At 54.4% G+C, this 25,094-nt stretch carries 22 protein-coding genes, 1 tRNA gene and 1 riboswitch; of the genes, 9 read left to right on the top strand and 14 right to left on the bottom strand.

The annotated features are described in order from the left end of the window. Window positions 1-105: 105 nt before the first annotated feature. Window positions 106-996, bottom strand: a complete 891-nt coding sequence (locus tag ACRBB0_RS20645; RefSeq protein WP_431376355.1) for a LysR family transcriptional regulator — start codon at window positions 994-996, stop codon at window positions 106-108. Window positions 997-1,096: 100 nt separating this feature from the next. On the opposite strand from ACRBB0_RS20645, the gene ACRBB0_RS20640 reads away from it, so the two are divergent. From ACRBB0_RS20640 to ACRBB0_RS20610, 7 genes are all read left to right on the top strand, one after another. After that, complete coding sequence (locus ACRBB0_RS20640; protein ID WP_431376354.1) at window positions 1,097-1,855, top strand: SDR family NAD(P)-dependent oxidoreductase; 759 nt, start codon at window positions 1,097-1,099, stop codon at window positions 1,853-1,855. Next, window positions 1,852-2,226 (top strand): carboxymuconolactone decarboxylase family protein, encoded by a 375-nt coding sequence (locus ACRBB0_RS20635; protein ID WP_431376353.1) that lies wholly within the window; start codon window positions 1,852-1,854, stop codon window positions 2,224-2,226. The genes ACRBB0_RS20640 and ACRBB0_RS20635 overlap by 4 nt, the downstream gene beginning before the upstream one ends. A gap of 500 nt (window positions 2,227-2,726) precedes the next feature. Then, window positions 2,727-2,804: riboswitch (SAM riboswitch) on the top strand. A gap of 44 nt (window positions 2,805-2,848) precedes the next feature. After that, window positions 2,849-4,027, top strand: a complete 1,179-nt coding sequence (gene metZ / locus ACRBB0_RS20630) for an O-succinylhomoserine sulfhydrylase (protein ID WP_431376352.1) — start codon at window positions 2,849-2,851, stop codon at window positions 4,025-4,027. Between the two features lie 101 nt (window positions 4,028-4,128). Further along, on the top strand, window positions 4,129-5,184 hold the full coding sequence (gene folE2 / locus ACRBB0_RS20625) for a GTP cyclohydrolase FolE2 (RefSeq protein WP_431376351.1): 1,056 nt from the start codon (window positions 4,129-4,131) through the stop codon (window positions 5,182-5,184). 161 nt (window positions 5,185-5,345) lie between these two features. Next, window positions 5,346-5,573 (top strand): hypothetical protein, encoded by a 228-nt coding sequence (locus tag ACRBB0_RS20620; RefSeq protein ID WP_431376350.1) that lies wholly within the window; start codon window positions 5,346-5,348, stop codon window positions 5,571-5,573. Between the two features lie 45 nt (window positions 5,574-5,618). Next, complete coding sequence (locus tag ACRBB0_RS20615; RefSeq protein WP_431376349.1) at window positions 5,619-7,067, top strand: TrkH family potassium uptake protein; 1,449 nt, start codon at window positions 5,619-5,621, stop codon at window positions 7,065-7,067. After that, a complete protein-coding gene (locus ACRBB0_RS20610) occupies window positions 7,067-8,653 on the top strand; it encodes a thiamine pyrophosphate-binding protein (protein ID WP_431376348.1) in 1,587 nt (528 codons plus the stop codon). The genes ACRBB0_RS20615 and ACRBB0_RS20610 overlap by 1 nt, the downstream gene beginning before the upstream one ends. Before the next feature lie 100 nt (window positions 8,654-8,753). Here the strand turns inward: ACRBB0_RS20610 and ACRBB0_RS20605 are convergent, their stop codons facing one another. The 3 genes from ACRBB0_RS20605 to ACRBB0_RS20595 all read right to left on the bottom strand — a co-directional run bounded on the left by ACRBB0_RS20605 (window position 8,754) and on the right by ACRBB0_RS20595 (window position 13,078). Next, entirely contained in the window at window positions 8,754-11,825 is a 3,072-nt protein-coding gene (locus tag ACRBB0_RS20605) for a valine--tRNA ligase (protein ID WP_431376347.1), read from the bottom strand. Between the two features lie 121 nt (window positions 11,826-11,946). Then, entirely contained in the window at window positions 11,947-12,405 is a 459-nt protein-coding gene (locus tag ACRBB0_RS20600; protein WP_431376346.1) for a hypothetical protein, read from the bottom strand. A gap of 454 nt (window positions 12,406-12,859) precedes the next feature. Then, window positions 12,860-13,078 (bottom strand): DUF1127 domain-containing protein, encoded by a 219-nt coding sequence (locus tag ACRBB0_RS20595; RefSeq protein WP_431376345.1) that lies wholly within the window; start codon window positions 13,076-13,078, stop codon window positions 12,860-12,862. 223 nt (window positions 13,079-13,301) lie between these two features. Here ACRBB0_RS20595 and ACRBB0_RS20590 point away from each other — a divergent pair, with 223 nt between their 5' ends. Next, window positions 13,302-14,363, top strand: a complete 1,062-nt coding sequence (locus ACRBB0_RS20590) for an Mrp/NBP35 family ATP-binding protein (protein WP_431376344.1) — start codon at window positions 13,302-13,304, stop codon at window positions 14,361-14,363. Window positions 14,364-14,481: 118 nt separating this feature from the next. On the opposite strand, the gene ACRBB0_RS20585 is transcribed toward ACRBB0_RS20590, so the two are convergent. From ACRBB0_RS20585 to ACRBB0_RS20565, 5 genes are all read right to left on the bottom strand, one after another. After that, window positions 14,482-14,655 carry a hypothetical protein gene (locus tag ACRBB0_RS20585; protein ID WP_431376343.1) on the bottom strand — a complete coding sequence of 58 codons (174 nt, stop codon included), beginning with the start codon at window positions 14,653-14,655 and terminating at the stop codon, window positions 14,482-14,484. 351 nt (window positions 14,656-15,006) lie between these two features. Further along, window positions 15,007-16,116: a DNA polymerase III subunit delta' gene (locus tag ACRBB0_RS20580; RefSeq protein WP_431376342.1), complete on the bottom strand. Its 1,110-nt coding sequence runs from the start codon at window positions 16,114-16,116 to the stop codon at window positions 15,007-15,009. Then, on the bottom strand, window positions 16,113-16,751 hold the full coding sequence (tmk, locus tag ACRBB0_RS20575) for a dTMP kinase (RefSeq protein WP_431376341.1): 639 nt from the start codon (window positions 16,749-16,751) through the stop codon (window positions 16,113-16,115). Before tmk ends, ACRBB0_RS20580 begins: the two co-directional genes overlap by 4 nt. Further along, a complete protein-coding gene (locus ACRBB0_RS20570; protein ID WP_431376340.1) occupies window positions 16,748-17,917 on the bottom strand; it encodes a D-alanyl-D-alanine carboxypeptidase family protein in 1,170 nt (389 codons plus the stop codon). The genes tmk and ACRBB0_RS20570 overlap by 4 nt, the downstream gene beginning before the upstream one ends. 167 nt (window positions 17,918-18,084) lie before the next feature. Next, window positions 18,085-18,963: an SPOR domain-containing protein gene (locus tag ACRBB0_RS20565; RefSeq protein WP_431376339.1), complete on the bottom strand. Its 879-nt coding sequence runs from the start codon at window positions 18,961-18,963 to the stop codon at window positions 18,085-18,087. Window positions 18,964-19,177: 214 nt separating this feature from the next. Here ACRBB0_RS20565 and ACRBB0_RS20560 point away from each other — a divergent pair. Beyond that, a tRNA-Ser gene (locus ACRBB0_RS20560) sits at window positions 19,178-19,267 on the top strand. 253 nt (window positions 19,268-19,520) lie between these two features. On the opposite strand, the gene ACRBB0_RS20555 is transcribed toward ACRBB0_RS20560, so the two are convergent. From ACRBB0_RS20555 to ACRBB0_RS20535, 5 genes are all read right to left on the bottom strand, one after another. Next, the gene (locus ACRBB0_RS20555) at window positions 19,521-20,477 is read right to left on the bottom strand and encodes an ABC transporter permease (protein ID WP_431376338.1); all 957 of its coding nucleotides are present in this window, start codon (window positions 20,475-20,477) and stop codon (window positions 19,521-19,523) included. After that, complete coding sequence (locus ACRBB0_RS20550; protein WP_431376337.1) at window positions 20,474-21,514, bottom strand: ABC transporter permease; 1,041 nt, start codon at window positions 21,512-21,514, stop codon at window positions 20,474-20,476. Before ACRBB0_RS20550 ends, ACRBB0_RS20555 begins: the two co-directional genes overlap by 4 nt. After that, on the bottom strand, window positions 21,511-23,028 hold the full coding sequence (locus ACRBB0_RS20545; RefSeq protein WP_431376336.1) for a sugar ABC transporter ATP-binding protein: 1,518 nt from the start codon (window positions 23,026-23,028) through the stop codon (window positions 21,511-21,513). The genes ACRBB0_RS20550 and ACRBB0_RS20545 overlap by 4 nt, the downstream gene beginning before the upstream one ends. Window positions 23,029-23,090: 62 nt before the next feature. Then, window positions 23,091-24,227, bottom strand: a complete 1,137-nt coding sequence (locus tag ACRBB0_RS20540) for a sugar ABC transporter substrate-binding protein (RefSeq protein WP_431376335.1) — start codon at window positions 24,225-24,227, stop codon at window positions 23,091-23,093. A gap of 43 nt (window positions 24,228-24,270) precedes the next feature. Beyond that, the gene (locus ACRBB0_RS20535) at window positions 24,271-24,987 is read right to left on the bottom strand and encodes a FadR/GntR family transcriptional regulator (RefSeq protein ID WP_431376334.1); all 717 of its coding nucleotides are present in this window, start codon (window positions 24,985-24,987) and stop codon (window positions 24,271-24,273) included. Window positions 24,988-25,094: the final 107 nt, after the last annotated feature.

Raw genomic sequence — 25,094 nt, 5'->3', positions numbered from 1 at the left:
TTGTAGCCTTTTGTCCGGTCGTGAATTGAGCTTGGGGTCACGCACGAGGTTTTGCACAAAATGGACCAGTAACGACCGAAGGCCGTCACGATTGCTGGCCCGTCGTCATGTGTGGTGATGTTTAAACACTGATCGAACAAAATCAATGAATGTCGTCAAACGTTGCGGCCTGTAGCGATCACTGTGATAGATCAACGCCATAGGTTGCTCTGGTAAGTTCCAATTGGATAAGACTTGCACCAGTTTCCCTTCGGCGATGTCCCCTTTGACGAGAGTTTCCGGCAACATCGCGATGCCCATGCCTGTTTTTGCTGCAACCCGGACGGCTTGACCGGAATTCACTGAAGTGTTTGCGCGTGGCGACCAGGAAATTTCGTCAGTCCCGTTTTTGAACCTCCATGGTTTGCGTCCGGTTTTTGAAAAGAGAACGGCGCGCAGGTGGTCCAAATCTGATGGTTTCTGCGGCTTACCGTGTTGTTCTAAATATGTGTCAGACGCGCAGACCAGCATTTTATAAGGGGCCAGTTGGACATACATGAGATCGCTGTCTTCCAGTGTCCCGATGCGAAAGGCTGCATCAAACCCATCTGCAATCAAGTCTTCGTTTTTGTCAGACAAGGTCAATTCGATCTCCACCTCTGGTGCGATCTCGGTGAAGTCTTTGAGGGCAGGCATCAGCGCCGATGTCCCAAAGCTCATCGGTGCAGCGATGCGCAATCGCCCCTGAGGTTGACGCGTCTGATCGCTTGCTTTGCCCTCAGAAAAGTTAACCAACTCCAGAATGTCTTTGCATTGCTCAAGATAGCTTTCGCCAAAATCCGTAAGCTTCTGTTGTCGCGTTGTTCGATTGAGCAATTTCGCCTGAAGGTGGTCTTCAAGGCCAGCGATCCTTTGGCCAACCAGAGCCCCGCTCACATTGAGCTTGAGCGCGGCGGCATTCATCGAGCCGGCCTGAGCCACTTCGACAAAGGTGCGCATCGCGGTGAACAGGTCCATATTAAAGGAATCCTTTAGTATGCTTAAAAATATCGGATGATTATCACATTTTTCCTGACAGTGTAGAGATCTCATTGAAAACCCAATGAGAGAAACCGACATGGTAAACCATTTTGAGACCCGCGCAGTGCTTGTGACGGGGGCCGGAAGTGGCATGGGGCGTGCAGTGGCGCTTCGGCTCGCAGGTGAAGGCGCTCGTGTAACGATTTGGGGGCGCCGGAGGGCACCTCTCGATGACGTTGCGCAGGAAATACAAGAGGCTGGCGGCTCCGTTTTGGTCCAAGTCTGCGATATTTCCAACCCAGACGAGATTGCAGAAAACCTTAAGGCGTCTATTGCCCAGTTCGGTCGGTTAGATGCGGTTTTTGCCAATGCCGGGCATCTGGGAGAGTTCAAGCCATTGAGAAACACTCAGGCTGAGGACTTTGCTGATCTTGTCAAAACCAACCTGATCGGAACCCAGCAAACCGTGGCGCAATGTCTGTCTCACATGAAAAACGGTGCCGTGCTGATAAATGCGTCTTGGACCGCCGGAGCGGTCATGCCCGGCTCTGGTGCCTATGCGGCGACAAAAGCGGCCCTGCTGGCGATGATGCGGGTGTTTGCCGTCGAAGAGGGGCCTCATGGCAATCGTATCAACGCAATCAGCCCGGGGATCATTTTGACCCCAATGGCGGATAAGGTTTTGGACCCCGAGATTTCCAGCCGCCTATCGAACCACACGCCGCTTCGACGCAATGGCCGCCCGCAAGACATTACTGGAACGGCCTTGTGGCTCTTGTCGGACGATGCTGATTTCGTCACAGGGCAAGACATTGTGGTGGACGGAGGGTTTACCTTGGGGGGAGCCTTGAGATGACAAAGATAACTGGCGCACAACTCGCCAACGAGCTGAACCCAGGGGTTCGAGAGGTCTTAGAAGAGCGGTACGGCGACCTTCTTCCAAATATGGCGAACACCGTTATTGATATGGCCTATGGGCAGTTTTATGCGCGTCCGGGCCTTGATCTGAAGAGCCGGTACATCGCGACCATCGCAGCCCTGTCGGCAATGGGGCATCAAACAGCGCCGCAGTTGCGGATCAATATCGAGGCTGGATTGAAAGTTGGTTTAAGCGAAAGAGAAATCGCCGAAGTCATATGGCAAATGGCGCTCTATGGCGGTCTTCCCGCCGCGATCAATGCGCTCAATACACTTCGCACTATTTGTGATGAGAGACGCAAGAGCTAGCGTTCAGGCATGTTGCCGCAAGCAACGGGTAGGGCTGTGCGGGCAGCGATTAACGGACATAGCTATTCGCACAGCCGTTGTGACATGGCGGCTGTGTTCCGCTTGACGCGATGGGACATTGACGCATCATCCAGCGCGACCAAACTCTGGCTGAACATGCGTATTTGGAACCAATTACGGGTCGCACATCACTGGGCGTTTGGACCTTTTGCGCTGGCATGTCTTCAATTGAACGCCCGTGTTTTGCGGGAAATTGTTGCGATTTTCTATGGCCTTACCCCTTGCGTTTTGAAATGATTTGCGCCTTATACGCGGGGCACTTCACTGAGTGAATATTTTGATAATCGCACCCGTGGTCAGCCCCGAAAACTTTGAATTCAGGGAACTCCGCCAAACAAAAATGCCGAGATACGCCAAAAAATCACGGCAAATATCGTTTGGGAAAAGGCTTGGACAATTGAGCCTTGGGCGGGTACATGCTCGAAAATACGGTTTTAGATGAGTCGTGTCGTGGTGATTTGTTACCGGATTGCGGGCCACGTTAAAAATACCGCTAAAGAGGTCAGACGAAGGGCTCCTTTCGCTTGACCGCGATCGGGGCTTTTTTGTTGCGGAGGCACAAATGACAAAACGTGGTAAGGGCACCAATCTGGTGCATGGTGGCAGTAAGCGCAGCCAGTGGAATGAAGTGAGTGAGGCGATTTTCCTCACTCAGGGCTTTGTCTACGAAAACGCAGAACAGGCTGAGGCACGGTTTTTAGAAACCGGTCCAGATGAATACATCTATGCCCGCTATGGCAACCCAACGGTTGCAATGTTCGAAGAGCGGATGGCCCTCTTGGAAGGAGCAGAAGACGGCTTTGCCTGTGCCTCTGGCATGGCAGCGGTTAATGGCGCGCTGACGTCAATGCTCAAATCCGGTGATCACGTCGTCTCGGCCAAGGCTCTGTTTGGCTCCTGCCTCTATATCTTAGAAGAGGTTTTGACCCGATATGGTGTTGAGGTGACCTTTGTCGACGGGGCCAATTTGGATGAATGGCGTGCGGCTATGCGCCCAGAAACCAAGGCCGTTTTCTTTGAATCGATGTCCAACCCAACACTTGAGGTGATCGACATTGCGGGGGTGTCTGAGATCGCCCATTCTGTTGGTGCCAAAGTGGTGATCGACAATGTTTTTTCGACGCCCGTCTACTCGAAGGCCATTGAACAAGGCGCTGATGTCATTGTCTATTCCACCACCAAACATGTTGATGGACAAGGGCGATGCCTTGGCGGTGTCATTCTAGGCACCAAGGAACATATTCGCGGCGTTGTCGAACCTTATATGAAGCATACCGGCGGATCGCTGAGCCCGTTTAACGCTTGGGTCATGCTTAAGGGATTGGAAACTGTGGCTCTGCGCGTGCGGGCGCAAACCGAAGGCGCGCTGGCCATTGCCAAGGCGACCCAAGGTCACGCCAAGCTCTTGCGTTTGATTTATCCAGGTCTAGAAGATCACCCTCAGCATGAGCTGGTCATGCGCCAACTTGGAGCAGGAGGCACGATGTTGTCTTTTGTTCTGAAGGATGGAAAAGAGGCGGCTTTCCGGTTCCTCAATGCATTGGAAATCGCCATTATTTCCAACAATCTAGGTGATGCAAAATCCATCGTGACCCATCCTGCAACCACCACCCATCAGCGCCTCAGCGACGCGCAGAGGTCGGAACTGGGTATCAGTGATGGCTTGGTGCGGTTCTCGGTGGGAATCGAGGATCCGCAAGACCTAGTGAACGACGTTTTGCAGGCATTGGACGCAGTCTGACTCTGGGTTTTGTCGCAAATGATTGGGATTGCTGCGCAAGTGGACTTTGCGCAGCAGCACCCTATCTATAGGGTGCGACAGGATGAAAAGGGGGCCTGCCCATGAATATGCAATCGGGTATCTCAGAGAAACCGAGCCGAGAAGAGGCAGAGAAGGCACTGGAATTGCTGCGCAAATACGCAGGAAGTGACGGTGCATTGGCAGAGATGACCGGTGCTTATCCTGAACTACACTCGGTCTATCCTGACAATTTTGTCGTGGATGACGCGTATAAAGACACGCTGCCGGATCTGCAAAACGGGCCGTCCTCGCTGATCCGCGGTGCCCATCGCGTGATCCAACACGTTGGCATCTCCAACTTTCGGTTGCCGATCCCGTATCATACCCGCGACAATGGTGATTTGACGCTCGAGACATCGGTCACCGGGACGGTGAGCCTTGAGGCGGATAAAAAGGGCATCAATATGAGCCGCATCATGCGGTCATTTTATACCCATTCCGAAAAAACCTTTAGTTTTGAGGTGATGGAAGCCGCGCTTGATGATTACAAGACTGATTTAGAAAGCTTTGAAGCGCGTATTCAGATGCGCTTTAGCTTTCCTATGAAGGTGCAAAGCCTGCGCTCCGGCCTGAGTGGATTTCAATACTATGACATCGCGCTTGAGCTTGTTGAAACAGCGGGGCAGCGGCGCAAGATCATGCATTTGGATTACGTTTACAGCTCCACATGCCCTTGCTCGCTTGAACTGAGTGAGCATGCGCGACGCGAGCGTGGGCAGCTTGCGACCCCTCATTCGCAACGCTCGGTTGCCAGACTGTCGGTTGAGGTGCTGCCGGGCGAATGCCTGTGGTTCGAAGATCTCGTTGACCTTTGCCGTCGCGCCGTTCCAACCGAAACCCAGGTTATGGTCAAGCGCGAGGATGAGCAGGCTTTTGCGGAACTGAACGCCGCGAACCCTATCTTTGTTGAGGATGCCGCGCGGCTTTTTGCACAAGGGTTGGAGGATGACGCCCGCGTTGGTGATTTTCGTATCGTGGCAAGCCACCAAGAAAGCCTGCACAGTCATGATGCGGTTTCAGTCCTGACCGAGGGGACGCTGTTTGCTGATCAGAGCCTTGACCCAAAACTGTTCTCTACGCTGTTCCACGTCGGGTAATGCCCATCAAAAGTAGATGCCGAATGTATCTTTTGGTTGAAATCTTAGGCATTTACCTAAAAGTCTAATCGGAGCGTCCGGTCTTTTCATACAAATCACACCTCCCGTGTGGCAGGCTACTGGCAGGGGGGAAACCAGTGTCGTAATGAAAGGTTTCCAAAATGCCACGTGATAATGTTCAAATGGCCATGAGCAAAGTTTCCTTGGGCCTCAAGATCGATAATTTTTTCGCGGAACGTGGATTCGGGGTAAACCCGGCTGGGTTACGTCGTGCCCGATTGAAACAAATCATTCAACTCGAAGCCCAGAGCGACAACGATCTTGCACGACTGGGTCTCAAGCGCGATGATATCTTGCCGCATGTTTTCCGGGACATCCTCTATAGTTAACGCCCTGACTTGACATGACGTGCGGCTGCATCCAACCCTGCGTCTATGTTCGATATCCGCCCCGTCGCCTATGTCATTGGCCTGCTAGTCACCTGTCTTGGTGCCACGATGTTCCTCCCGATGCTGGTCGATTTGGCCGAGGGGAGGGGGCAGTGGCATGTGTTCTTAGAGAGCGCGCTGATCACGGTGATGATTGGCGGTTTGATTTCACTGGCATGTGCCAATGCGGTCAAGCAAGGGCTCTCTATTCAGCAGACCTTTTTGTTGACCACATCCGTCTGGGTGGCGCTGCCTGCTTTTGGGGCGTTGCCATTTGTGTTGGGCGAAACCCAAGCCACGTATACCGACGCGTTTTTTGAGGCCATGTCAGGCCTGACAACCACCGGGTCGACGGTGTTGTCGGGCTTGGATGACTTGCCAAAAGGGTTGCTGTTGTGGCGCGGCTTGTTGCAGTGGATTGGCGGGATCGGGATCATTGTTGTGGCGATGGTGTTCTTGCCCGAACTCAGGGTCGGCGGGATGCAAATTTTCCGATCAGAAGGCTTTGATACCATGGGGAAAATCTTGCCCCGCGCGACGCAAATTTCCTCCTCGATTTCCACAGTCTATGTGTCGATTACCCTGATGTGCGCACTGTCCTACTTGTTATGCGGAATGAACGCTTTTGATGCGTCTGTGCATGCTCTGACGACTGTTTCTACCGGCGGGTTTGCCAATTACGATGCGTCTTTTGGCACGTTTTCCGGGCCTGCCGAATATGTGGCGGCCGTCTTTATGATTTTGGCGGCCCTACCATTTGTGCGCTATGTCCAAATGCTGAATGGCAACCGCAATGTGTTGTGGCGCGACAGCCAGGTTCGCGCTTTTTTGGGAACGATTGTTGTACTGGTGGCGGGAACTGCCACCATGTTGCTCTGGATTTTCCCACACCATCCCGAACAGGCCTTTCGCGAGGCGTTGTTTAATATCACGTCAATCATTTCGGGCACCGGTTATGCCAGTGTTGACTATATGGAATGGGGCCCATTCCTGATCATGCTGTTCTTCTTTGTTGGCCTGATTGGCGGCTGCGCGGGATCGACGGCTTGTTCGATCAAGATCTTCCGGTATCAGCTGCTCTTTGCATCAATCAAAGTTCAGCTAAAACGCATTCGCTCGCCCAATGGGGTGTTTTCTCTGCGCTATGATGGCCGCCCCATTGGTGACGAAGTTGTCAGCTCCGTCATGTCCTTCTTCGTCTTTTTCGTGGTGTCCATGGGGGTGCTTTCCGTGGCGCTAAGCCTGACTGGTTTGGATTTCATCACGTCCGTCTCGGGGGCGGCAACGGCGTTGGCGAATATCGGGCCGGGGCTTGGCGATCAGATCGGGCCTGCAGGTAATTTTGCCGATATTGGCACGACGGCCAAATGGATGCTGAGCTTTGCTATGCTGACTGGGCGTTTGGAACTTTTGGCGGTTTACGCCATTTTCACAATCCGTTTCTGGAGGGCATGATGCAAAGACCATTGGGGGCACAGATTTCACATATGTTGAAATCGCGCGGGGTTGAGGTGATCTTTGGCATTCCCGGCGTGCACAACGTTGAGATGTATCGCGGGATCGAAGAGGCTGGGATCACCCATGTCTTGGCCCGCCATGAACAGGGCGCGGGATTTATGGCCGACGGCTATTCCCGTGCGACTGGCAAGCCGGGCGTGTGCTATCTGATCACTGGGCCGGGTTTGTGCAATGCGATGACCGCCTTGGGGCAGGCCTATAGTGACAGTGTATCGGTGCTCGCGATTACGTCTTGTTTGGATGATATCACTGGCAAACATGGCCAGCTGCACCAGATGTTAGATCAACGCGCCGCGGCGGATATGGTTTGCGAATGGTCTGAAGAAGCGCGTGATGCCTCTACGACCTATCACTTGGTAGATCGCGCTTTGACCGGTTTTGTGACCAAACGCAAACGCTCGTGCCATATTCAGGTGCCGATCGCCAGCTTGGGCGCGAGTGCTGATCCTGCGCCTGAAGCGGCGTCGGCACCCGGCTTACCGCAGGCCAGCACAGAAGAGACCCGTGCCATTACCGACCGATTGCTGGCCGCCAAGAAACCGATTTTTGTGTTTGGCGGCGGTGCAAAAGGCGGTGCGGATGTCATCACTGACGTCCTGAGGATGAGCGGCGCGGCGGCGTTTTGCACCTATGCCGGGCGTGGTTTGGTGTCGGCTGACTACCCGCTGTATTTCGGGTCTTTTTTGGCGCGGCCAGACAGTGCAGACACGCTCTCCGAGGCTGACCTCGTTATTGCAATGGGGACGGAGCTTTCTGAGTGTGATCTTTGGCGCGATGAGCTTGGGCATTCGGCACCAATGATCCGCGTCGATATTGATCCGGTGGTGCTGGCAAAGGCCAAACCTGGTGACATGTCTGTTCTCGGCGACGCTGGGGCGATTTTGCGGGCTATGGCCGTTGCAATCCCGGCTCGGATCGATGATCGTGCCCCGTGTTGGGACATCAAAAAAGTTGCCGCGACCAAGGCGCGCTGGCGTGCCGAAGTCATGACCGAACGTCCCGGAATTGTGGAGGTGGCCGATGCTCTCAAGGCTGTTTTGCCAAAAGATTGCATGATCTATTCCGATATGACGCAATTTGCCTATGCGGCCAAGGAAGTGTGGGATATGCCCCGCCCTTGCCATTGGCACCATCCATCTGGTTTTGGCACGCTCGGCTATGGGTTGCCTGCGGCCATTGGTGGAGCGGTTGCGCGGCGCGGCAGGCCAACTCTGGCAATCCTCGGCGATTACGGATTTCAATACACGGTCCAAGATCTTGGGACGGCTGTTGAATTGGGGCTTAGCCTACCCATTTTCGTCTGGGACAACGGTAAGTTGGGCGAGATCGAAGACAGTATGATCCAAAGCCAAATCGCTCCGAATGCCGTGGTTGCCCACAATCCTGATTTTCTGGCTTTGGCGCGGGCCTATGGGGCTGAGGCGGTTGAACCGGAGGATTTGGAGGCGTTGCAGCGGGCCGTTTTGGCCGCTTTTGCGGTGCCGCTTCCAACATTGATCCGGGTGACACCAGCGGTCCTTTAATCGGCGGTCCTTTAAGTCGGTGGGTCGACCTTCGACGGCAATATGAAAAAGCCCGGAGCAGTTAATGCTCCGGGCTTTCTTGTCACTAGTTGTGTCGCGCTCAACCGATTTCGGCAACACGGGCGAGGGCCTCTTGCAGCTTTGCGTCTTCAATCAATCGGGCCTCAAGATTGGCCTGCGCCTCTTCAACAACTTCGGCGGGGGCTGAGACCGCGAATTTGGGGTTGTTAAGCCGACCACGCAAACCGCCAATCTCTTTCGCCAATTTGCCAATTGCCTTTTCAAGACGGTCTTTTTCAGCACTGACATCGATGATGTCGGCCAGCGGCATGCCAAATGTTGCGCCACCCACCGGAACGGTCACACAGCCCTTGGGGAAGCTTTCGACGTCTCCAAGAGACTCGATACGCGCCATACGTTTGATAATGGCTTCGTTACGCGCCCAAGCAGCTTTTTCTTCATCCCCAAAGCCTGTGACCAGAAGTGGAACAAATAGGCGTGCTGGTACGTTCATTTGAGACCGAGCCGAGCGAACCCCCTCAATCAGGCTGATCACCCAAGAGATTTCTGCCTCCGCTTTGGGATCAACCAAATCGGTGCCATAGTCGGGCCAATCACCGTGAACGAGCATTTTTTCACGTTTGGCGGTGTTGTCCCAGAGCTCTTCGGTGATGAAGGGCATGATTGGGTGCAGCATGATCATGCACTGGTCCAGCACCCAGGCCATTGTCTCGCGGGTTTCTTGTGCCAGAGCCTCATCATCCGATCCAAACAGAGGCTTGGAAAATTCAACATACCAGTCGCACACCTTGCCCCAAACAAAGGCGTAAAGGCCAAGTGCCGCGTCATTGAAGCGGTAGTCTTTCAGTGCCTTGTCCGTGTTTTCGCGAACCTTTGCAGTCTCGCCGATGATCCATTTGTTGAGAGTCGCGTTTGGCGCGGGACGATTTTTCGCCGAAAAATCATGGCCGACGGCACCGTTCATTTCCGCAAAGCGCGTGGCGTTCCAGAGTTTGGTTCCAAAGTTGCGATAGCCTTCGATCCGATCTTTGGACAGCTTTAACACACCGCCAATAGATGCCATGGCCGTGTTGGTGAAACGCAAAGCATCCGCACCGTATTCATCAACAATTTCAAGTGGATCAATGACGTTCCCAGTGGTTTTGGACATCTTCTTGCCCTTCTCGTCGCGGACGAGCTGGTGCAAATAGACGGTGTCAAACGGAACCTGATCAACGACGGCGAGCTGCATCATGATCATGCGTGCCACCCAGAAGAACAGAATATCCTGACCGGTGATCAAGGTGCTGGTCGGGAAGAAGCGCTTCATTTCATCGCTGTCTTCCGGCCAGCCGAGTGTACCGATTGGCCAGAGACCGGAGGAGAACCAAGTGTCGAGAACATCCGCGTCGCGGAACATCGGGATGACCATTGGGCCTTCGAATTGACGGATCGTCCCTTCGTCTTTGGTGTCCATCAACGCAACGTCTGCCGCAAGAACGCCGGCAGCTTCCTGAGCATCCGCAACAATGCGGAAATCAGTTCCCTCGGGGAAGCGCAAGGCGGCTTCCTTCAAAGCGTCTTCTTCAGTTGCGGCGCAAATTGCATACCAATCTTCTTCGCCTGGAACATACCAAACCGGGATCTGGTGCCCCCACCAAAGCTGGCGTGAAATACACCAAGGCTCAATGTTTTCGAGCCAGTGGTAATACACTTTTTCGCCGCTCTCGGGCATGATTTTGATGTCGCCATTGCGCACGGCGTCCAGCGCTGGGCCAACGATTTTAGCCGCATCAACATACCATTGGTCGGTATGCATCGGTTCGATGACGACCTTGGAACGGTCGCCAAAGGGTTGCATGATCGGCTTGGCCTCGACCAAAGGAACCGCCACAGCTTCCGGGGCTTCTTCGCCCTTTTTGAGCTTTTTCTTGGGGCCAAGGCGGGGGTCGTCCGACATCGTCATCACGGCCAAGCCTTCGGCGGTGATTTCTGCGACCACCATTTCGCGGGCATCAAAACGATCAAGGCCACGAAGATGTTCAGGCACAAGATTGATGGCGTCGGCTTCTGCCTCGCTTAGCGTGCGTTTGCCATTGGCAACGTCACCGGCGATTTTAGCGTCGTGGTCATAGGTGGCCCCGTCGGCACGCATCGCACCGCGAGTATCCATCAGGCGATACATCGGAATGCCGCCGCGTTTGGCGACCTGGTAATCGTTGAAATCATGCGCGCCGGTAATCTTAACCGCACCAGAGCCGAAATTCATATCGGGGTATTCATCGGTGATGATGGGGATCAGGCGGCGATGTTCTTTGGGGCCAACCGGAATTTCACAAAGGGTGCCGACAATGGGGGCATAGCGTTCGTCATCGGGGTGAACCGCCACCGCACCATCGCCGAGCATGGTTTCAGGACGGGTCGTTGCGATTGAAATATAGTCGCGTTCTTCGGTCAGAGTGACATTTCCGTCCTCGTCTTTTTCGACATAGGTATATGTCGCACCACCGGCGAGTGGGTATTTGAAGTGCCACATATGCCCGGCCACTTCGATATTTTCGACCTCAAGATCTGAAATCGCAGTTTCGAAATGTGGGTCCCAGTTGACCAAGCGCTTGCCGCGATAGATCAACCCCTTGTTGTACATATCAACAAAGACCTTGATCACCGCGTCATGAAAATTCGGCGAATTTTCGTGGCCCACGCGCGGGTCGCCCGCAGCACCGGCCATCGTAAAGGCGTTGCGATCCCAATCACAGGAACAGCCGAGGCGCTTGAGCTGTTCAACAATTGTGCCGCCATATTGGCCTTTCCATTCCCAAACTTTGTCGAGAAACGCTTCTCGACCCAATTCAGCGCGGCTTGGCTGCCCGGTTTTGGCAAGCTCTTTTTCCACCATCAACTGGGTGGCAATACCCGCGTGGTCTTGGCCCGGCTGCCAGAGCGTGTCGAACCCGCGCATCCGGTGCCAGCGCGTCAGAATATCCTGAAGCGTATTGTTAAACGCATGGCCCACATGTAGCGCCCCGGTAACGTTCGGGGGCGGGATCATCACGCAAAAGCTTTCGTCGCGCGACTTGTTGGCACCGGCGGCAAAGGCCTTTTGGTCCTGCCACTTCTTGTTGATCCGCGGTTCTGCCTCGGCGGCATTGAACGTCTTTTCCATGGGCATCGGAAATTCCTCGTCTTTGGTTGACGATGCTGTAGCGAATAAGGGGGGGAAGGGGAAGGTGGCGAAGCAACAAAGCCTGTTTCTTCATCACGTCAGATTGGTGCTCGAAAGAGGCGAAACGCTATGATGAGTTTGATCGTTTTTCGATCTCCTTGATAAGCATCGAACCAAGAACCATTGGAATGAATGTCCCAATTGTCAAAATGGCCAAATAACGCGTCGCGAAAAAGGTCCATTTCCCAACTTCTGTTAGCTGTCCGTGGCTCGCTAGAAAAAAGCGACCATCAACAATTTGGCCATTTATGCCGTCTCCTCCGAGCATGATGGATGAGATGGCCAAAAGCCAAAAGCTTGGGACCGCAACAATTGTGCAAACTCCGACGAAAAAACGGAATGCTATGAAAAGCTTTGCCTTTAAGTAAGACGGGAAACTGGAAAGCATGGCTGAAACTACCGACTTGAAGAGGTTTAGTAAATCCATTCCACAAAACAAAACGGCGCTGCTCAGGGAGGTGAGCAGCGCCGTTTCAAGTTTTGAAACCCATAACAATTCTCTGGGAGGAGGAAGAGAAGGGCTCAAATCAGATGGATCATGCGACCCTTGGTTTTGGTGCGGTGGCTCCAGGGAGGAGGAGAGGAGCCATCATTCCGTTGGGCCGTTTGGCCCGAATTCGCGTTGCGGTGATGCCGGGAGGAGGAGTGGCATCACCGCGAGCTTTGAAGGGTCCAGGGAGGAGGAGAGGACCCAGCAATGCGTTGGACCGTTTGGTCCGAATGAGGTGCGGCAGCTCCAGGGAGGAGGAGAGGAGCCGTCATTCTTTTGGGCCGTTTGGCCCGAAACTTATTGCGGTGTCTCCTGGGAGGAGGAGTGGAGACACCGCTTTTATGAAAGACCCAGGGAGGAGGAGAGGGTCTGTCATTCTTGTGGATCCGTAGATCCGAATTAGGCGGCGGCGGTATCAGGGAGGAGGAGCGATACCGTCGCCGAAGCCGCAAGAGACAGGGAGGAGGAGAGTCCCGTGCGGTATTCTGATTTAAACTTCGTATGCGGCTTGGTATGCCACACGGCGAATTATGGAACGGTTAAGACCCAGATCCGCCAAGTCGCGGTTCGACAGGAGTTGAAGTTCGCGAATTGTGTCTTTGTAGACCTTGCGGCGTGCCATACGGGCGCGCAGGTCAATCATGATGTCCGTGAAGCGTGCAGCCAAACCGCTTTGAGCGTCGGTGCTGATCTGAGTTGCGTATGCCATAATCTTCGGTGCCTCGGTGGCTGTGTTGTCTGGTTGCGCTAAACATGGGGGAAATGCTGCGCATGCACAATGCCCGGTTTGAGCAATGCTGCTATGCAGAAATCGCATGTGAAACGCAGGGTAACTTTTGCATTTCGCTCGATTTTTAATCAAAGCGACGTTCTGGGTTGCAGTGCCGCGCGGTCACCTCCAGTTATTGGTGTAAATGAGATGGAGATTAAGCATGACAGACACAAAAGCCGCGATTCGAGACGCGCTTGCCCGGCTTGCACTGCCCGATGGCGGAGACCTGATTTCCAAAGATATGATTCGAGCGTTGACGATTGACGGGGGGCATGTCCGTTTTGTGATCGAAGCTCCGAATGCTGAAATCGCCAAACATATGGAGCCGTTGCGCAAAGCTGCGGAAGCGGCCGTCGGGCAGGTCGATGGTGTTACCTCGGTTAGTGCTGTTCTGACCGCCGAAGCCAAATCACCGCCTCCGCAGCTCAAAATGGGCGGACATCCCAAACCGCAAGAGGGGGCCATGAACCCCGCCGGTGTCAAAACGATCCTGGCGATTGGGTCCGGCAAGGGGGGCGTTGGCAAATCTACGGTGTCATCCAACCTGGCCGTGGCGCTGACCCGCGCCGGTAAAAAGGTTGGGCTGTTGGATGCAGATATTCACGGGCCATCGCAACCGCGTATGTTTGGCCTGACAGATAAACCCGCCAGCCCTGACGGCAAAACCATTATCCCGCTCAAGGCGCATGGTGTCACTGTTATGTCGATCGGGTCGATGTTGGCCGAAGAAAAGGCTGTTGTTTGGCGGGGCCCTATGTTGATGGGGGCCTTGCAACAGATGTTGATGCAGGTCGAATGGGGTGAATTGGATGTCCTGATTGTTGATTTGCCCCCTGGAACCGGTGATGTGCAACTGTCGCTTTGCCAAAAATCCGATGTTGCCGGGGCCATCGTTGTCAGCACCCCGCAGGATGTGGCGTTGTTGGATGCGCGCAAGGCTCTTGATGCCTTTGAGACGCTCAAGACACCTGTGTTGGGGCTGATCGAGAACATGGCCGTGTTCACCTGCCCGCATTGTGGCAAAGACAGTCATATCTTTGGTCAGGGCGGTGTTGCGGCTGAGGCAGACAAGATCGGTGTTCCGTTGCTGGCGCAGTTGCCGATTGACCTTGATACCCGGCTGGGCGGGGATGGCGGTGTGCCAATCGCGACGAGTGAGAGTGCTATGGCGCAGGCGTATGGCCAATTGGCGGATCGGTTGATTAAGGGCGGTATCGTTTAGACCGTTGACCCTTGCCTCGGTCCAACTTTTATCGGGCAGGTGAAAAGCCTGCCCATACCAGCACTCTTAATCGCATTCCTAATAACAATGCGCCTTGTCCACGCATCTGTTTTCAAGATCATGAAGCGGCAATCACGTTCTGAATGTCAGCATTGCCAAGGACGAGATCGACGTCAAACCCCAGAAGCAAAACAACGCGGTCCAATTCCGGCCATTCCGGGGTGTGGTGGAGATCGCTTTGAATGAGGTTTGGTTGACTGCCAACCCAATGAGCATCGTGCAACTCTTCCATGACACCACCGACGTGATCACTTTGCGACAGACTGTGGAGCCATAAGAATACACCATTTGCGGTCAGCGATGGTTCGTCGCAGGTATTTTATGTCGGGTAAAGTCCGAGCGCCCAACCGGCTTGGCAGCAAATGGGGTGGTGCGCATGGAAAATTTTTTTGCGCAAGCCTAACCTACCGTCGAGACCGAACAAAGAAGGAGCGCGGAAAACGCGAGGCGTTTCATGAGGGCATCCTGAACACAAACTTTGAGCCAAACTTGTACGCCGACAAGTTGCAGGCCCAATCTGGTCCAAACGCGCGATCGTGGATTAATGGAATGTCAGGTGAGCGGCGTTATAACCGTACGAAAATTAGGATTTCAGTTGCAAAAACAGATCGGTGACCAGAGCGGCGGCATCGACGTTGACAGCACGGGCATGGCGGGCGCGATCACTGGCTTGACCGGCCAATGTTGCCCAATGCCGGCCTGTATGCGGATCAGGTGACAGCCGCGCCAATATCCCGGCTTCTTGCGGGGCGGCTTCGTGCGCCGGGGGGTGGCCGGTGACACCTGTTCGGGCCAACCGCGCGGTCATTTGATCCACCAAGGTTAACAGCAAGTCGAGCCGGGCTTCTTTGCCTTTGCCTGCACAGCTGTCGGACAGGGCCAACATGCGCGCGCTGTCAAAGTTCGGCAGGCTGCCCATTACAGATAAGATATCGGAGTAAAGCTGTAGTCCCCCCAGGTTAATAAGCCGCAAAGCTTCTCCGACAGACCCTTGCGACAATTCCGTCAACGCCGCGGCCTCAGACGGGTCAACATGGGCATCCGCCTGGGCCAAAGCCGTTGCCATATCATCAGGAGAAAGAGGGCCAAGCCGTAAAACCCGGCAGCGTGATCGGATCGTTGGCAACAGCCGCGCGGGCTGGTGGCTGATCAACAAAATCGTTGTGTTGGCGGGCGGTTCTTCGAGCATTTTCAAAATGGCGTTAGCGGCCTGAATGTTCAGCTCGTCTGCACTGTCAACAATCACCACGCGGCGACCACCATCCGCTGCGGACAGCGAAAAGAAATGCCCCAACTTGCGGACTTCGTTCACCCGGATTTCCGCGGCCAGCTTGTCGCCCTTGTCGGTTGGCCCGCGGCGAAGCAAAAACAGGCCCGGCTCGGACAAAGCGAGCATGCGGTGTGACACCGGATGCTCAGCCGAGATATCAAGGGTTTGCGGAGGGGGCGGCGCGCCAAACATGTCGTCTTCGGCAGGGGGTGTCGCCAACAAAAAACGCGCAATCCGCCATGCCAAGGTCGCCTTGCCGACACCGCGCGGCCCGGTCAACATCCACCCGTGATGCAAGCGACCGGTGTTGAATGCGGTCAAAAAATCGTCTTCTGCGCGAGATTGCCCAACAAGGCGTTCGGTTTCGCGTGGGTGAGGGGCCCCGTCGACGCGGTCTGGCTCAGGGAGCTCGTTGTCACTCATGTCAGGCGGGCCATGACGCGTGCCAAGACATCGGCGGAAATGACGTCTATGTCACGGTCAGCGTCGATCACTTGGAACCGGGGGGCGAATTCCTCAGCCAAAGCCAGAAAGCCGGCGCGCATCTTCTCTTGCAGGCCGACACCAAAGTCCTCAAACCGCTCCTCGACGGTGGCGCGGGATTTGGCACGGGCAAGTCCCGCGCTTGGATCCATATCAAACAACAGTGTTAAGTCCGGCTCCATCCCGATCATCAGATCGTGCAGAGCATCAACTTTGGCTCGTAAATCACCGCGTGAAAGGCCCTGATACATCCGAGTGCTATCGGCAAAACGGTCACAGATCACCACCTGACCCGCCGCCAAAGCCGGGCGAATGGTCCGCTCGAGATGATCTCGGCGTGCGGCCGTGAATAACAATAATTCAGTTTCGGCCGACCAACGATCAGGATCGCCTTGCAAAACCAAGGCGCGGATTTCTTCTGCGCCGGGGCTTCCGCCTGGCTCTCGGGTCAAAATCACGTCACGACCCGCTGCTCGCAAACCGTCAGCCAAAAGCCGCGCTTGCGTTGATTTCCCTGATCCGTCAATGCCTTCAAAGCTGATGAACAGCCCAGTTGCGCCGTTTTGGATGGTCACAGCTGCTCCTTTGGGCCGTCCTGCAAGCGTTTTAGCAAGACCTGAGATACGGTCAACATTCTGTCCATAAATCCGCCGCCGGGAACGGATTTTTCCGCTACCAATGGCACACGTGTTTCAGGCAAGCCTTCCGGGCTGATAATGAGCTCAGCCAGTTTTTGTCCTTGCTCGACAGGGGCTGCAATGGGGCCGGTATAGACAACTTCGGCCTTGACGCCGCCCAATGTGTTGACCGGCAAGAGCAGGCGAATGTCTTGTTTGGACACAAGACCAACCCGGTCTTCGGCCCCTAGCCAGACATCTGCGTCAGCAACCGCTTTGTCTTTGTTCACAATGGTTTGTTCGGAAAACTGCCGGAAAGCCCAGTTGACAATCGCTTCGGATTCTTCGGCACGGGCACGTTCGCTATCAAGCCCGGTGATCGCAAAGATCACCCGCCGGTCGCCGTTTTTAGCAGACCCGACAAGCCCATAGCCAGCCTCGCTGGTGTGGCCGGTTTTCAACCCATCGGCGCCAATTCCCAATGCCAACAACGGATTGCGGTTTTTAACATTGCCCGGTGCGCGCCCATCAAAGGCAAAGGTTTTTTCCGAAAACATGGCATAATGATCGGGAAAGTCTTCGATAAGACGTGTAGCCAACAAAACCAGATCACGCATCGACATCACATGTCCCTGAGCAGGCCATCCCGACGCGTTTTTAAAGGTCGAGCTGGTCATACCCATCTGTTGGGCCCGCTGCGTCATCAGCTTGGCAAACCCTTTTTCGGTGCCATCGGGGCTGAGGGTTTCTGCAATCACAGCGCAGGCGTCATTACCCGATAACACGATGATACCGCGCAGCAGGTCTTCGACCTTGACGCGATCAGTGGTGTCCAAAAACATCGTCGACCCGCCATAGGACATGGCGTGGCTGGATACTCTTAGCTTTTCGTCGATCTTAAGCTGCCCGTCGCGGATCGCCTCGAAGGCAATGTACAGGGTCATCAATTTGGACATCGACGCCGGGGGCAGGGCCTCATCAGCGCGTTTGGCCAGCAAGACGGTCCCAGTGGTTTGGTCAAGCACAAAGGCGGCTTTGGCCCGTGTGTCAAAGGCCGAAACCGGCGCAGCCAGAATAGCAAATACGGCTGCACTAGCCAAAAAGCGGCGGGGCAAAAAGCTCATGTGGCGGCTCCTGTCCAAACAATCGGTTCAAAACGTTAACTCGTTTATTGCCGGAAAGCGGCGGGCTGTCACCTGCCAGCATGTCATTGGTCCGCGTTTTCTTGCCGATACTTAAAAACTGCTCGGATTATGCCAAGAAAAGCCCAGGTTTCGGGAAGAACCCGACGTTAGTTGGTCACCGCATAAGCGTCTGTAAAGCCCGTGCCTTTGATGGTTTTCAGCACTGTCGAGAGTTCTGACTTGGTTTGCGCCGGACCAACAACCACGCGCCAAAAGGTTTTCCCTTTTGATGTGTGCTGTTTAACAGTCGGAACCATGCCAGCCTGACGCATGGCTGTGGCGGTATTGCGGGCGTTTTGTTCGACGCTGAAAATGCCAATCTGAACAAAGGGCTTGCTGAGCGATGACGTCGCGGGTTTCGCGGCGGGTTTCGGCGCGGTTGTCGCGGTCGGTGCCAGCGCGGCGGTTTCAATCGCCTTGGCGGCGCCATCGAGAACCGGATCCAACGTGCCTTCGGCGATTTCGGGTGCGGCGGGCATCGGAGCGGCTTCGCTCAAGGGCTCCATCGGCGCATCCATGGCAACTTCTTCACGACGCAAAGCTACAACATTCAAATTGGATGGCTGACCTGCCAAGATGCCGAGCGCTGCGGCCGCATCAGAAGAGATTTGCAAACGTGGGCCAGGTGATTGGCGCTCACGGCGGAACAATGCGCCAATGACAAACTTGCCATTCGCTTCATTGCGAATGATGGCGCGCTCAGGGTCGGTCACATCAGGGTGGGCGATCCAAACGCCGCCAAGCGATGGGCGTCCATCCCACAGGCCTGCTTCCGTCGCTTGAAAAATTTCGGGCGCTTCAACGTCGCGTTCGGTCGTCGTGCCTGAGGTCGCTGCGCGTGCAACCACCTCTCCGTCGCCGCCGGACTGTGGTAGAAGGAACCCTGGCATCTGTCCATCGGCGCAGGCCGAAAGCATCAAAAAACTCGTGAACGCAAAACCTGCGCGCAGAGTCCGATTAGATTTGGGCGTAAAAATACCGCTCATGCTGTGCCTCATGCCTGTGTTTCGCGCGGGCGTTGCCGCACTGAATGCCGGATTTTCCGGTCACTACTGCCTCATTCGGGCACTATTCGGCCCATTTTGAGTAAACAGTAACCTGTTGGAGGTCATATGAAAAGCCTGCAGTTCAACCTTGGGCGTTTTTTCGTAGATATGTACTTTTAGAATCGAAAGAGTGGATATAAAGGTGTCCGAACGCGGAGGTTTGGCAGAGTGGTCGAATGCACCGGTCTTGAAAACCGACGAGGGTGAAAGTCCTCCCAGGGTTCGAATCCCTGAGCCTCCGCCATTTCATTTACAACGTAGTTGAGACCGCCTGAGAGCCGTGAAGGCCAGGTCGGGTTGGGCTGTTTGAATTTTACCCTGAGAGTTTTCCCCAAAGCCGCCAAGGGGGCTTTGGGGTCAAAACACCTTGGCATAGGCGCAATACAGCAGGCCCAATAAAACCGGCCCAATAGCACTGGCCCAATTGGTTGTTCACTTTCCTTGTGCCCAAGTGATTTAGGCCTGACACAACCGGGCCACAACCAGCCTAGGCCTTGTTATTGTCGCTTGTGGCTCTCGCGGCCGTAAATCAACAGCATTCCAATGATCACAACACCATAAATGATCTGCCGGTAGGCTTCGGACATTTGCATGATCGATAGCACGGAGTTCAGGAACACGATCAAAATCACGCCGACGAGAGTGCCGAGATAGCGACCGCGTCCGCCGAGAATATGCGTGCCGCCCAAGACGACTGCGGCAATGGCAGGCAAGAGGAACGCACCGCCCATCCCTTGATAGGCTTTGGCCGAATACCCCGCGAGCAAAACGCCCGCTGTGGCGGCACATAATGACGATGCTATGAAGGCACCAATAACAACACGTCGGGTTCGAATGCCCGACAAATAGGCTGCCCCTTCTTTGGCTCCGGTTGCATAGATGGATTTTCCAAATCCCGTTCGGGTTAGAATGACAGCGATCAAAACCGACACGCCAGCCCAAACGAATATCGCAACGGGTATGCCCAAGATACGATCAGCTGCGAGGAACCGCATCAGCGGTGTGGCTTCGGTTTGGGGGGCGAAGCCGCCGGTATGGGCGACCATTAAACCTCGTAACACTGAATCAACCCCGAGTGTGAAGATCATGGATGGAATGCGCATGACTGAAACGCCGATTCCATTCACGATGCCAACCACAAGCCCGACTGCCAAACCTGCCGGGATGGCCCAAGGGCCGCCCACTGTGGTGGCCATCATTGCCGCCGCAGTCAGCGTCCAGGGAACGGACAGATCAATATGGCCCATCAAGATCACCATCATCATGCCAGCGGCACAAATGCCCAGAAAGGATCCGATTTGCAGCTGCTGGAGCAGGTATGAGGGCATGAGCATGGGAGCCGTCCCCTGCGTCGCCAGCGTATAGGCCGTGCCAACCAAAATGATGACAATCGTAAAGGCCAGAGCGATTGCAATTGGGCGATTTTCCGGCGTCACGCGGTTCAAAGCATTCATCGGAACAGCTCCATTATGTTTTTAACGCGGAATGTCCGCAGGGCCCCCAAACTGACCGCCGCCAAGAGAACCATCCCCTCGATCAACGGCTGCAAGAGTGGGTCAATAGACAGGATACGAAAGTAGAAGGAGATGACTCTCAGGATACCTGCCCCGATCAACGACCCGATGGCCCCGCCAATTCCACCCAGAAGGGAGGTTCCCCCAAGAACAACCGCCGCGATTGAATTGAGTGTGTAGGCTCCGGCTTGCGTGATGTCTGCGTTGCCAGATGACGTTTGGATTGCGAGGTAGAGACCGCCACAGGAAGCAAAGAACCCAGCCATGGTGAAAGCCGCAATCTTGGCACGGGCGACCGGAAGCCCTGACATATAGGCGGCCCCCTCGGCTGAGCCGATCGCATAGATCGTCCGCCCAGTGACTGTGCGCTTAAAGGGGAGCCACACGCCAACACCCACCACGAGAATGATAATCAAAGGCACTGGAATATTGGCGATTGGCTGTAACCAAGCGGCGTTTCCATTGTCAGCAAACCCATAGGTTTCGGCGAAATCAAACACGGCGTTGGTCAGGGCCCAGTTGAGATCCGAGTCGATGTTGCCCCCCGGAGAAGGGCGAATGATCAACGCCAACCCGATTGCAATCGCCCCGGTTGCGAGCGTGGCAATAATAGGTTGAATGCGTCCGTAAACGACAATCAGACCATTCATCAAACCAAATGCAGACCCAAACAACAGTGTCGCAATCATGCCCAAAACCATTTGCAACGGTGTGCCTGTCACAAGATGAGACGCAATGGTGTTTGCCAAAGTCATCACTGCGCCGACGGACAAATCCAAGCCCCCCATGAGAACCGGGATGGTCTGCGCAATGGCGACAAACCCGATGGCGACGCTTTCGTTTGCGTTTTGAACGAAAACAGCCGTCGAAAAACCACGCGGGTGCAGGATGTGATACACAATAAAGAAGATGAGGAACATCGTCAGCGCACCAACGAAGCCGCGATTGCGTAGAATATGTGCGCGAAGGTGCATCATGCCGCTTCTCCTCCTGCAATGTTGAGTGAGGCCGCGATGATGGCTTCTTCTGTTAGGGCACCGCCTTCCAGCTCACTGACAACAGCGCCATCATACATGATTGAGACCCTGTCACAGCAGCCGATGAGTTCGGCGTAATCCGTTGAATAGAGCAGGATCGCCTTGCCTGCGTCGGCAAGATCACGCATCAAACGATAGATTTCTTGCTTTGTCCCGACATCAATCCCCCGCGTCGGATCGTTGAGCAAAATGACATCGGGATTAAGCATAAGCCATTTTGCGATAACAACTTTTTGTTGGTTTCCCCCTGAAAGCGTTTCAACCGGCGTCGCGGGGTCTTTGGTTTTGATTTGCAATTTAGCGATGGCTTTTTGCACAACATCATCAGCCAGTTTTGGGTCAATGATCGGACCACGAGATATGTCTGGGTAAATTGGCAGCAATAGATTGTCGGTTATCGACAATTGCAGCATAAGACCTTCGGTTTTTCGGTCTTCCGGCACCAGCGCCATCGCGGCGTTTTTGCAATCCGCCGGAGAGGTCGGACGGAAGGGGTTGCCGTTTAATTCTATCGCACCACGCATGCCGCGCAGGATTCCAAACAGCCCCAAAAGCAGCTCCTTGTGGCCCTGACCATCAAGCCCACCAAGCCCAACGATCTGGCCCGCGCCAACATCTAGGTTGACGCCTTTCAGGCGATCTTCCCATGTTAGGTCTCGGATTTTCAGAGCAGTCTTGACGGCTTTTTGTGGGGTAGGTTTCGGGGGGTAATGGGCCTCAATGTCTCGCCCGATCATCAGTTTGACGATTTCGGCTTCGGTCAAATCACCTTTGTTGAAGCTGTGAATATGTTGTCCGTTTCGGAACACGGACAAGCGATCACAAAGGGCTTCAACTTCTTGCATGCGATGGCTGATAAACAGGCAGGCCACGCCATCTTCTCGCAACTCATTCAAAAGGCGATACACTGTTTCGACATCCCGACTGGTCAAAGCTGAGGTGGCCTCGTCGAGGATCAAAATCTTGGGATTCTTGCTCAACGCCTTGGCGATTTCCACCATCTGGCGCCGCGACAAAGATAAATCGCGTACGGGCATGTCAGGATCGACATCTTCGCAATTGATCCGGGCCAAGACTTTACGCGCCATGCGCCGTTGTGCGGCCCGGTCAATCATCCCCATCCAACGCGGCGGATTGTCGATAAAAATATTGTCGGCGACCGATAGGTCCGGGATCAAAGACAGCTCTTGAAAAATGCAGACGATCCCATCCTTGGTGGCATCGGAGGGCGTGCCATAGGTCACGTCTTTGCCATTAAGCAGCATGCGGCCTTCGCTGGGTTTCAGAACGCCTGATAGAATTTTGATGAGGGTGGATTTGCCCGCACCATTTTCACCCAAAATACCGTGTACGGTGCCGGGTTGGCAGGAAAAATCGACGTCCTTGAGCGCAGTGATGCCGCCAAAGAAACGCGACACGCCTTGCAATTGGACTAATCCATTGGTCTCAGTCATGAGCCTTATTTCTCTTGAGAGGGAAACGGGGGCCACATCGTGGCACCCCGAAACTTAGCTGATTATTTCATGTCAGCTTCGTCTTGTGCCATGATGGCCGGACCAGAGATGTTCACATCGCAAGGAGGGAACTCATTGACCGTAAAGAAATTATCCGGAAGGTCTGACCAATAGTTCAGCCCATCTTCCAGCTCAGCATATGTCGCCGTCGGAAGCGGAACCGAGATCAGCTGAGGCATGACATTGCCTTCCAAAGCGGAAACGGCGGCCTTCATTGCGATAGCAACCAACCCCGGTGATTGACCGATGGAAATGCCTGTCAAACCGGCGTCTGAATGCTCGGCCATCAACTTGCGATATCCGTTTTCAGCTTCTCCCGAAACCGGAACCATTGGGTGGCCGGCATCCAGCATAGCGCGAACCACGCCTGTAGTGCCGCCCTGCGCTAAAATGGCATCGAATTCGCCATGAACGGCAATGGCATCGGCCACAACTTTCTGAGCTGTCCCGTCGTCCCACATGCCGTTGACGCTCACGCGTTCCCAATTGCCGCCGGACTCATCCAGAACCGCGTTGATGCCTATGGAGCGGTCGCGGTCAACCGAATTGCCCGCCAATCCGCGCACTTCAAGAACTTTGCCAGAGGATTTTCCAATTTTCTCCAGTTCGGCCAGCACGTGGGTGGTGTAAGCGCGCCCCATGGCCAGTTGGTCTTCGTTGACCTGCATGACTTTGTCGGTATCGAGCACGTTGTCGAAGGGCACGAGGACAACGTTGTTGCGATCGGCCAGGCGGATAACTCGGTCAAACCCATCGGGGCTTACGGCGATGGTGATAATTGCGTCATAGCCTTGGTTGATGAAGTCTTCGATGGCCCCTAATTGGGCTGGCGCATCTGTCCCGGTGGAGACAACTTTGAAGTCAGAGATTTTGTCAGCGATTGTTGGATCTTGTGCAAAAGCCTTGGCGGTTTTGATCATCTGGATGCGCCATGTGTTGCCAACAAATCCGTTGACCACCGCAATCCTAAATGGCCCTTCGCGCCCCTCCCATTGAAAATGCTTGGTGCTTTCGTCCCAAGGCGCAAAACAGCCGGGGTTGACACCCGGACCGTCCACAGTTTTTGGGCCAGCAACAGCCGCCGAGGTTGCCAAAACAGCCCCGGTAATAGCGGCTATAAATGTGTATCCACTTTTCATTTTTTTCCTCCCATTGGAAATTTGACCTGCAGTTTGGCTTTTCTTATCTGGTTGAGGTCTCCTCAAACTGCTCAACCTTGTTAAACTGCGCGTACCCCATCTCGAGATGCGACTTCATCCGGTACTGGTAGGTGATCCGATCTCGGACCTCCAAAGCGTTCAGGACGCTTTCATGTTCACCGAATGTTGACGCCGAAAACGTATGGCGTGTTTTGCCTAATTTGATGATCCTAAGAATGACCGGCTTCATCAGGCCGTAAACGTCTAAAATCGCTTTGTTTCTCAGCACCTGAATAAGACGTGTGTGAAAAAGAAAATCCTGTTCCGAGGCTTCATCGACCCCGTCCGCCTCAAGCATATTCGCGTTTATTTGGCGTAGTGCGGCAATGTCCTCTGGTGTGATTTTCTCAAAAATCTCATCCACAGATGACACTTCCAATAGGCTGCGAAATCCTTGGATATCTGCAAAAGTGTCGCGCGAAATGTCCATGACGTTGAAGGAAAACATATCCATGGCCGAGGCCATGCGTTTGTCGATAATGGTCGCTCCAACTTTGGGCCGGACTTCGACGATGCCGTATGCTTTGAGAATGCGCATCGCTTCGCGGACAGTGTTGCGTGACGCGCCAAACGCATCACAAAGCTCGCGCTCAGTTGGCAATTGATCACCGACGGTCAATCCCCGTGAGCCGATCAATTCACGCATTTGATCCACCACTTCGTCAACAGCTGACCGAGTTTCTGTATCGCTGACATTCAACGTTTCATCCTGCCCTTAAGTTCTGATGCCGCCAAGTTTTTTTGCCGGTGGCAAAGCATCGTTGCTGTCATCAATTCTTATTTGTCCAACAAATAACTGTCAATAGT

The sequence above is a fragment of the Pelagimonas sp. genome, assembly GCF_050633425.1.
Taxonomy (GTDB): Bacteria; Pseudomonadota; Alphaproteobacteria; order Rhodobacterales; family Rhodobacteraceae; genus Pelagimonas.
This window is presented reverse-complemented; position numbering and strand designations above follow the sequence as displayed.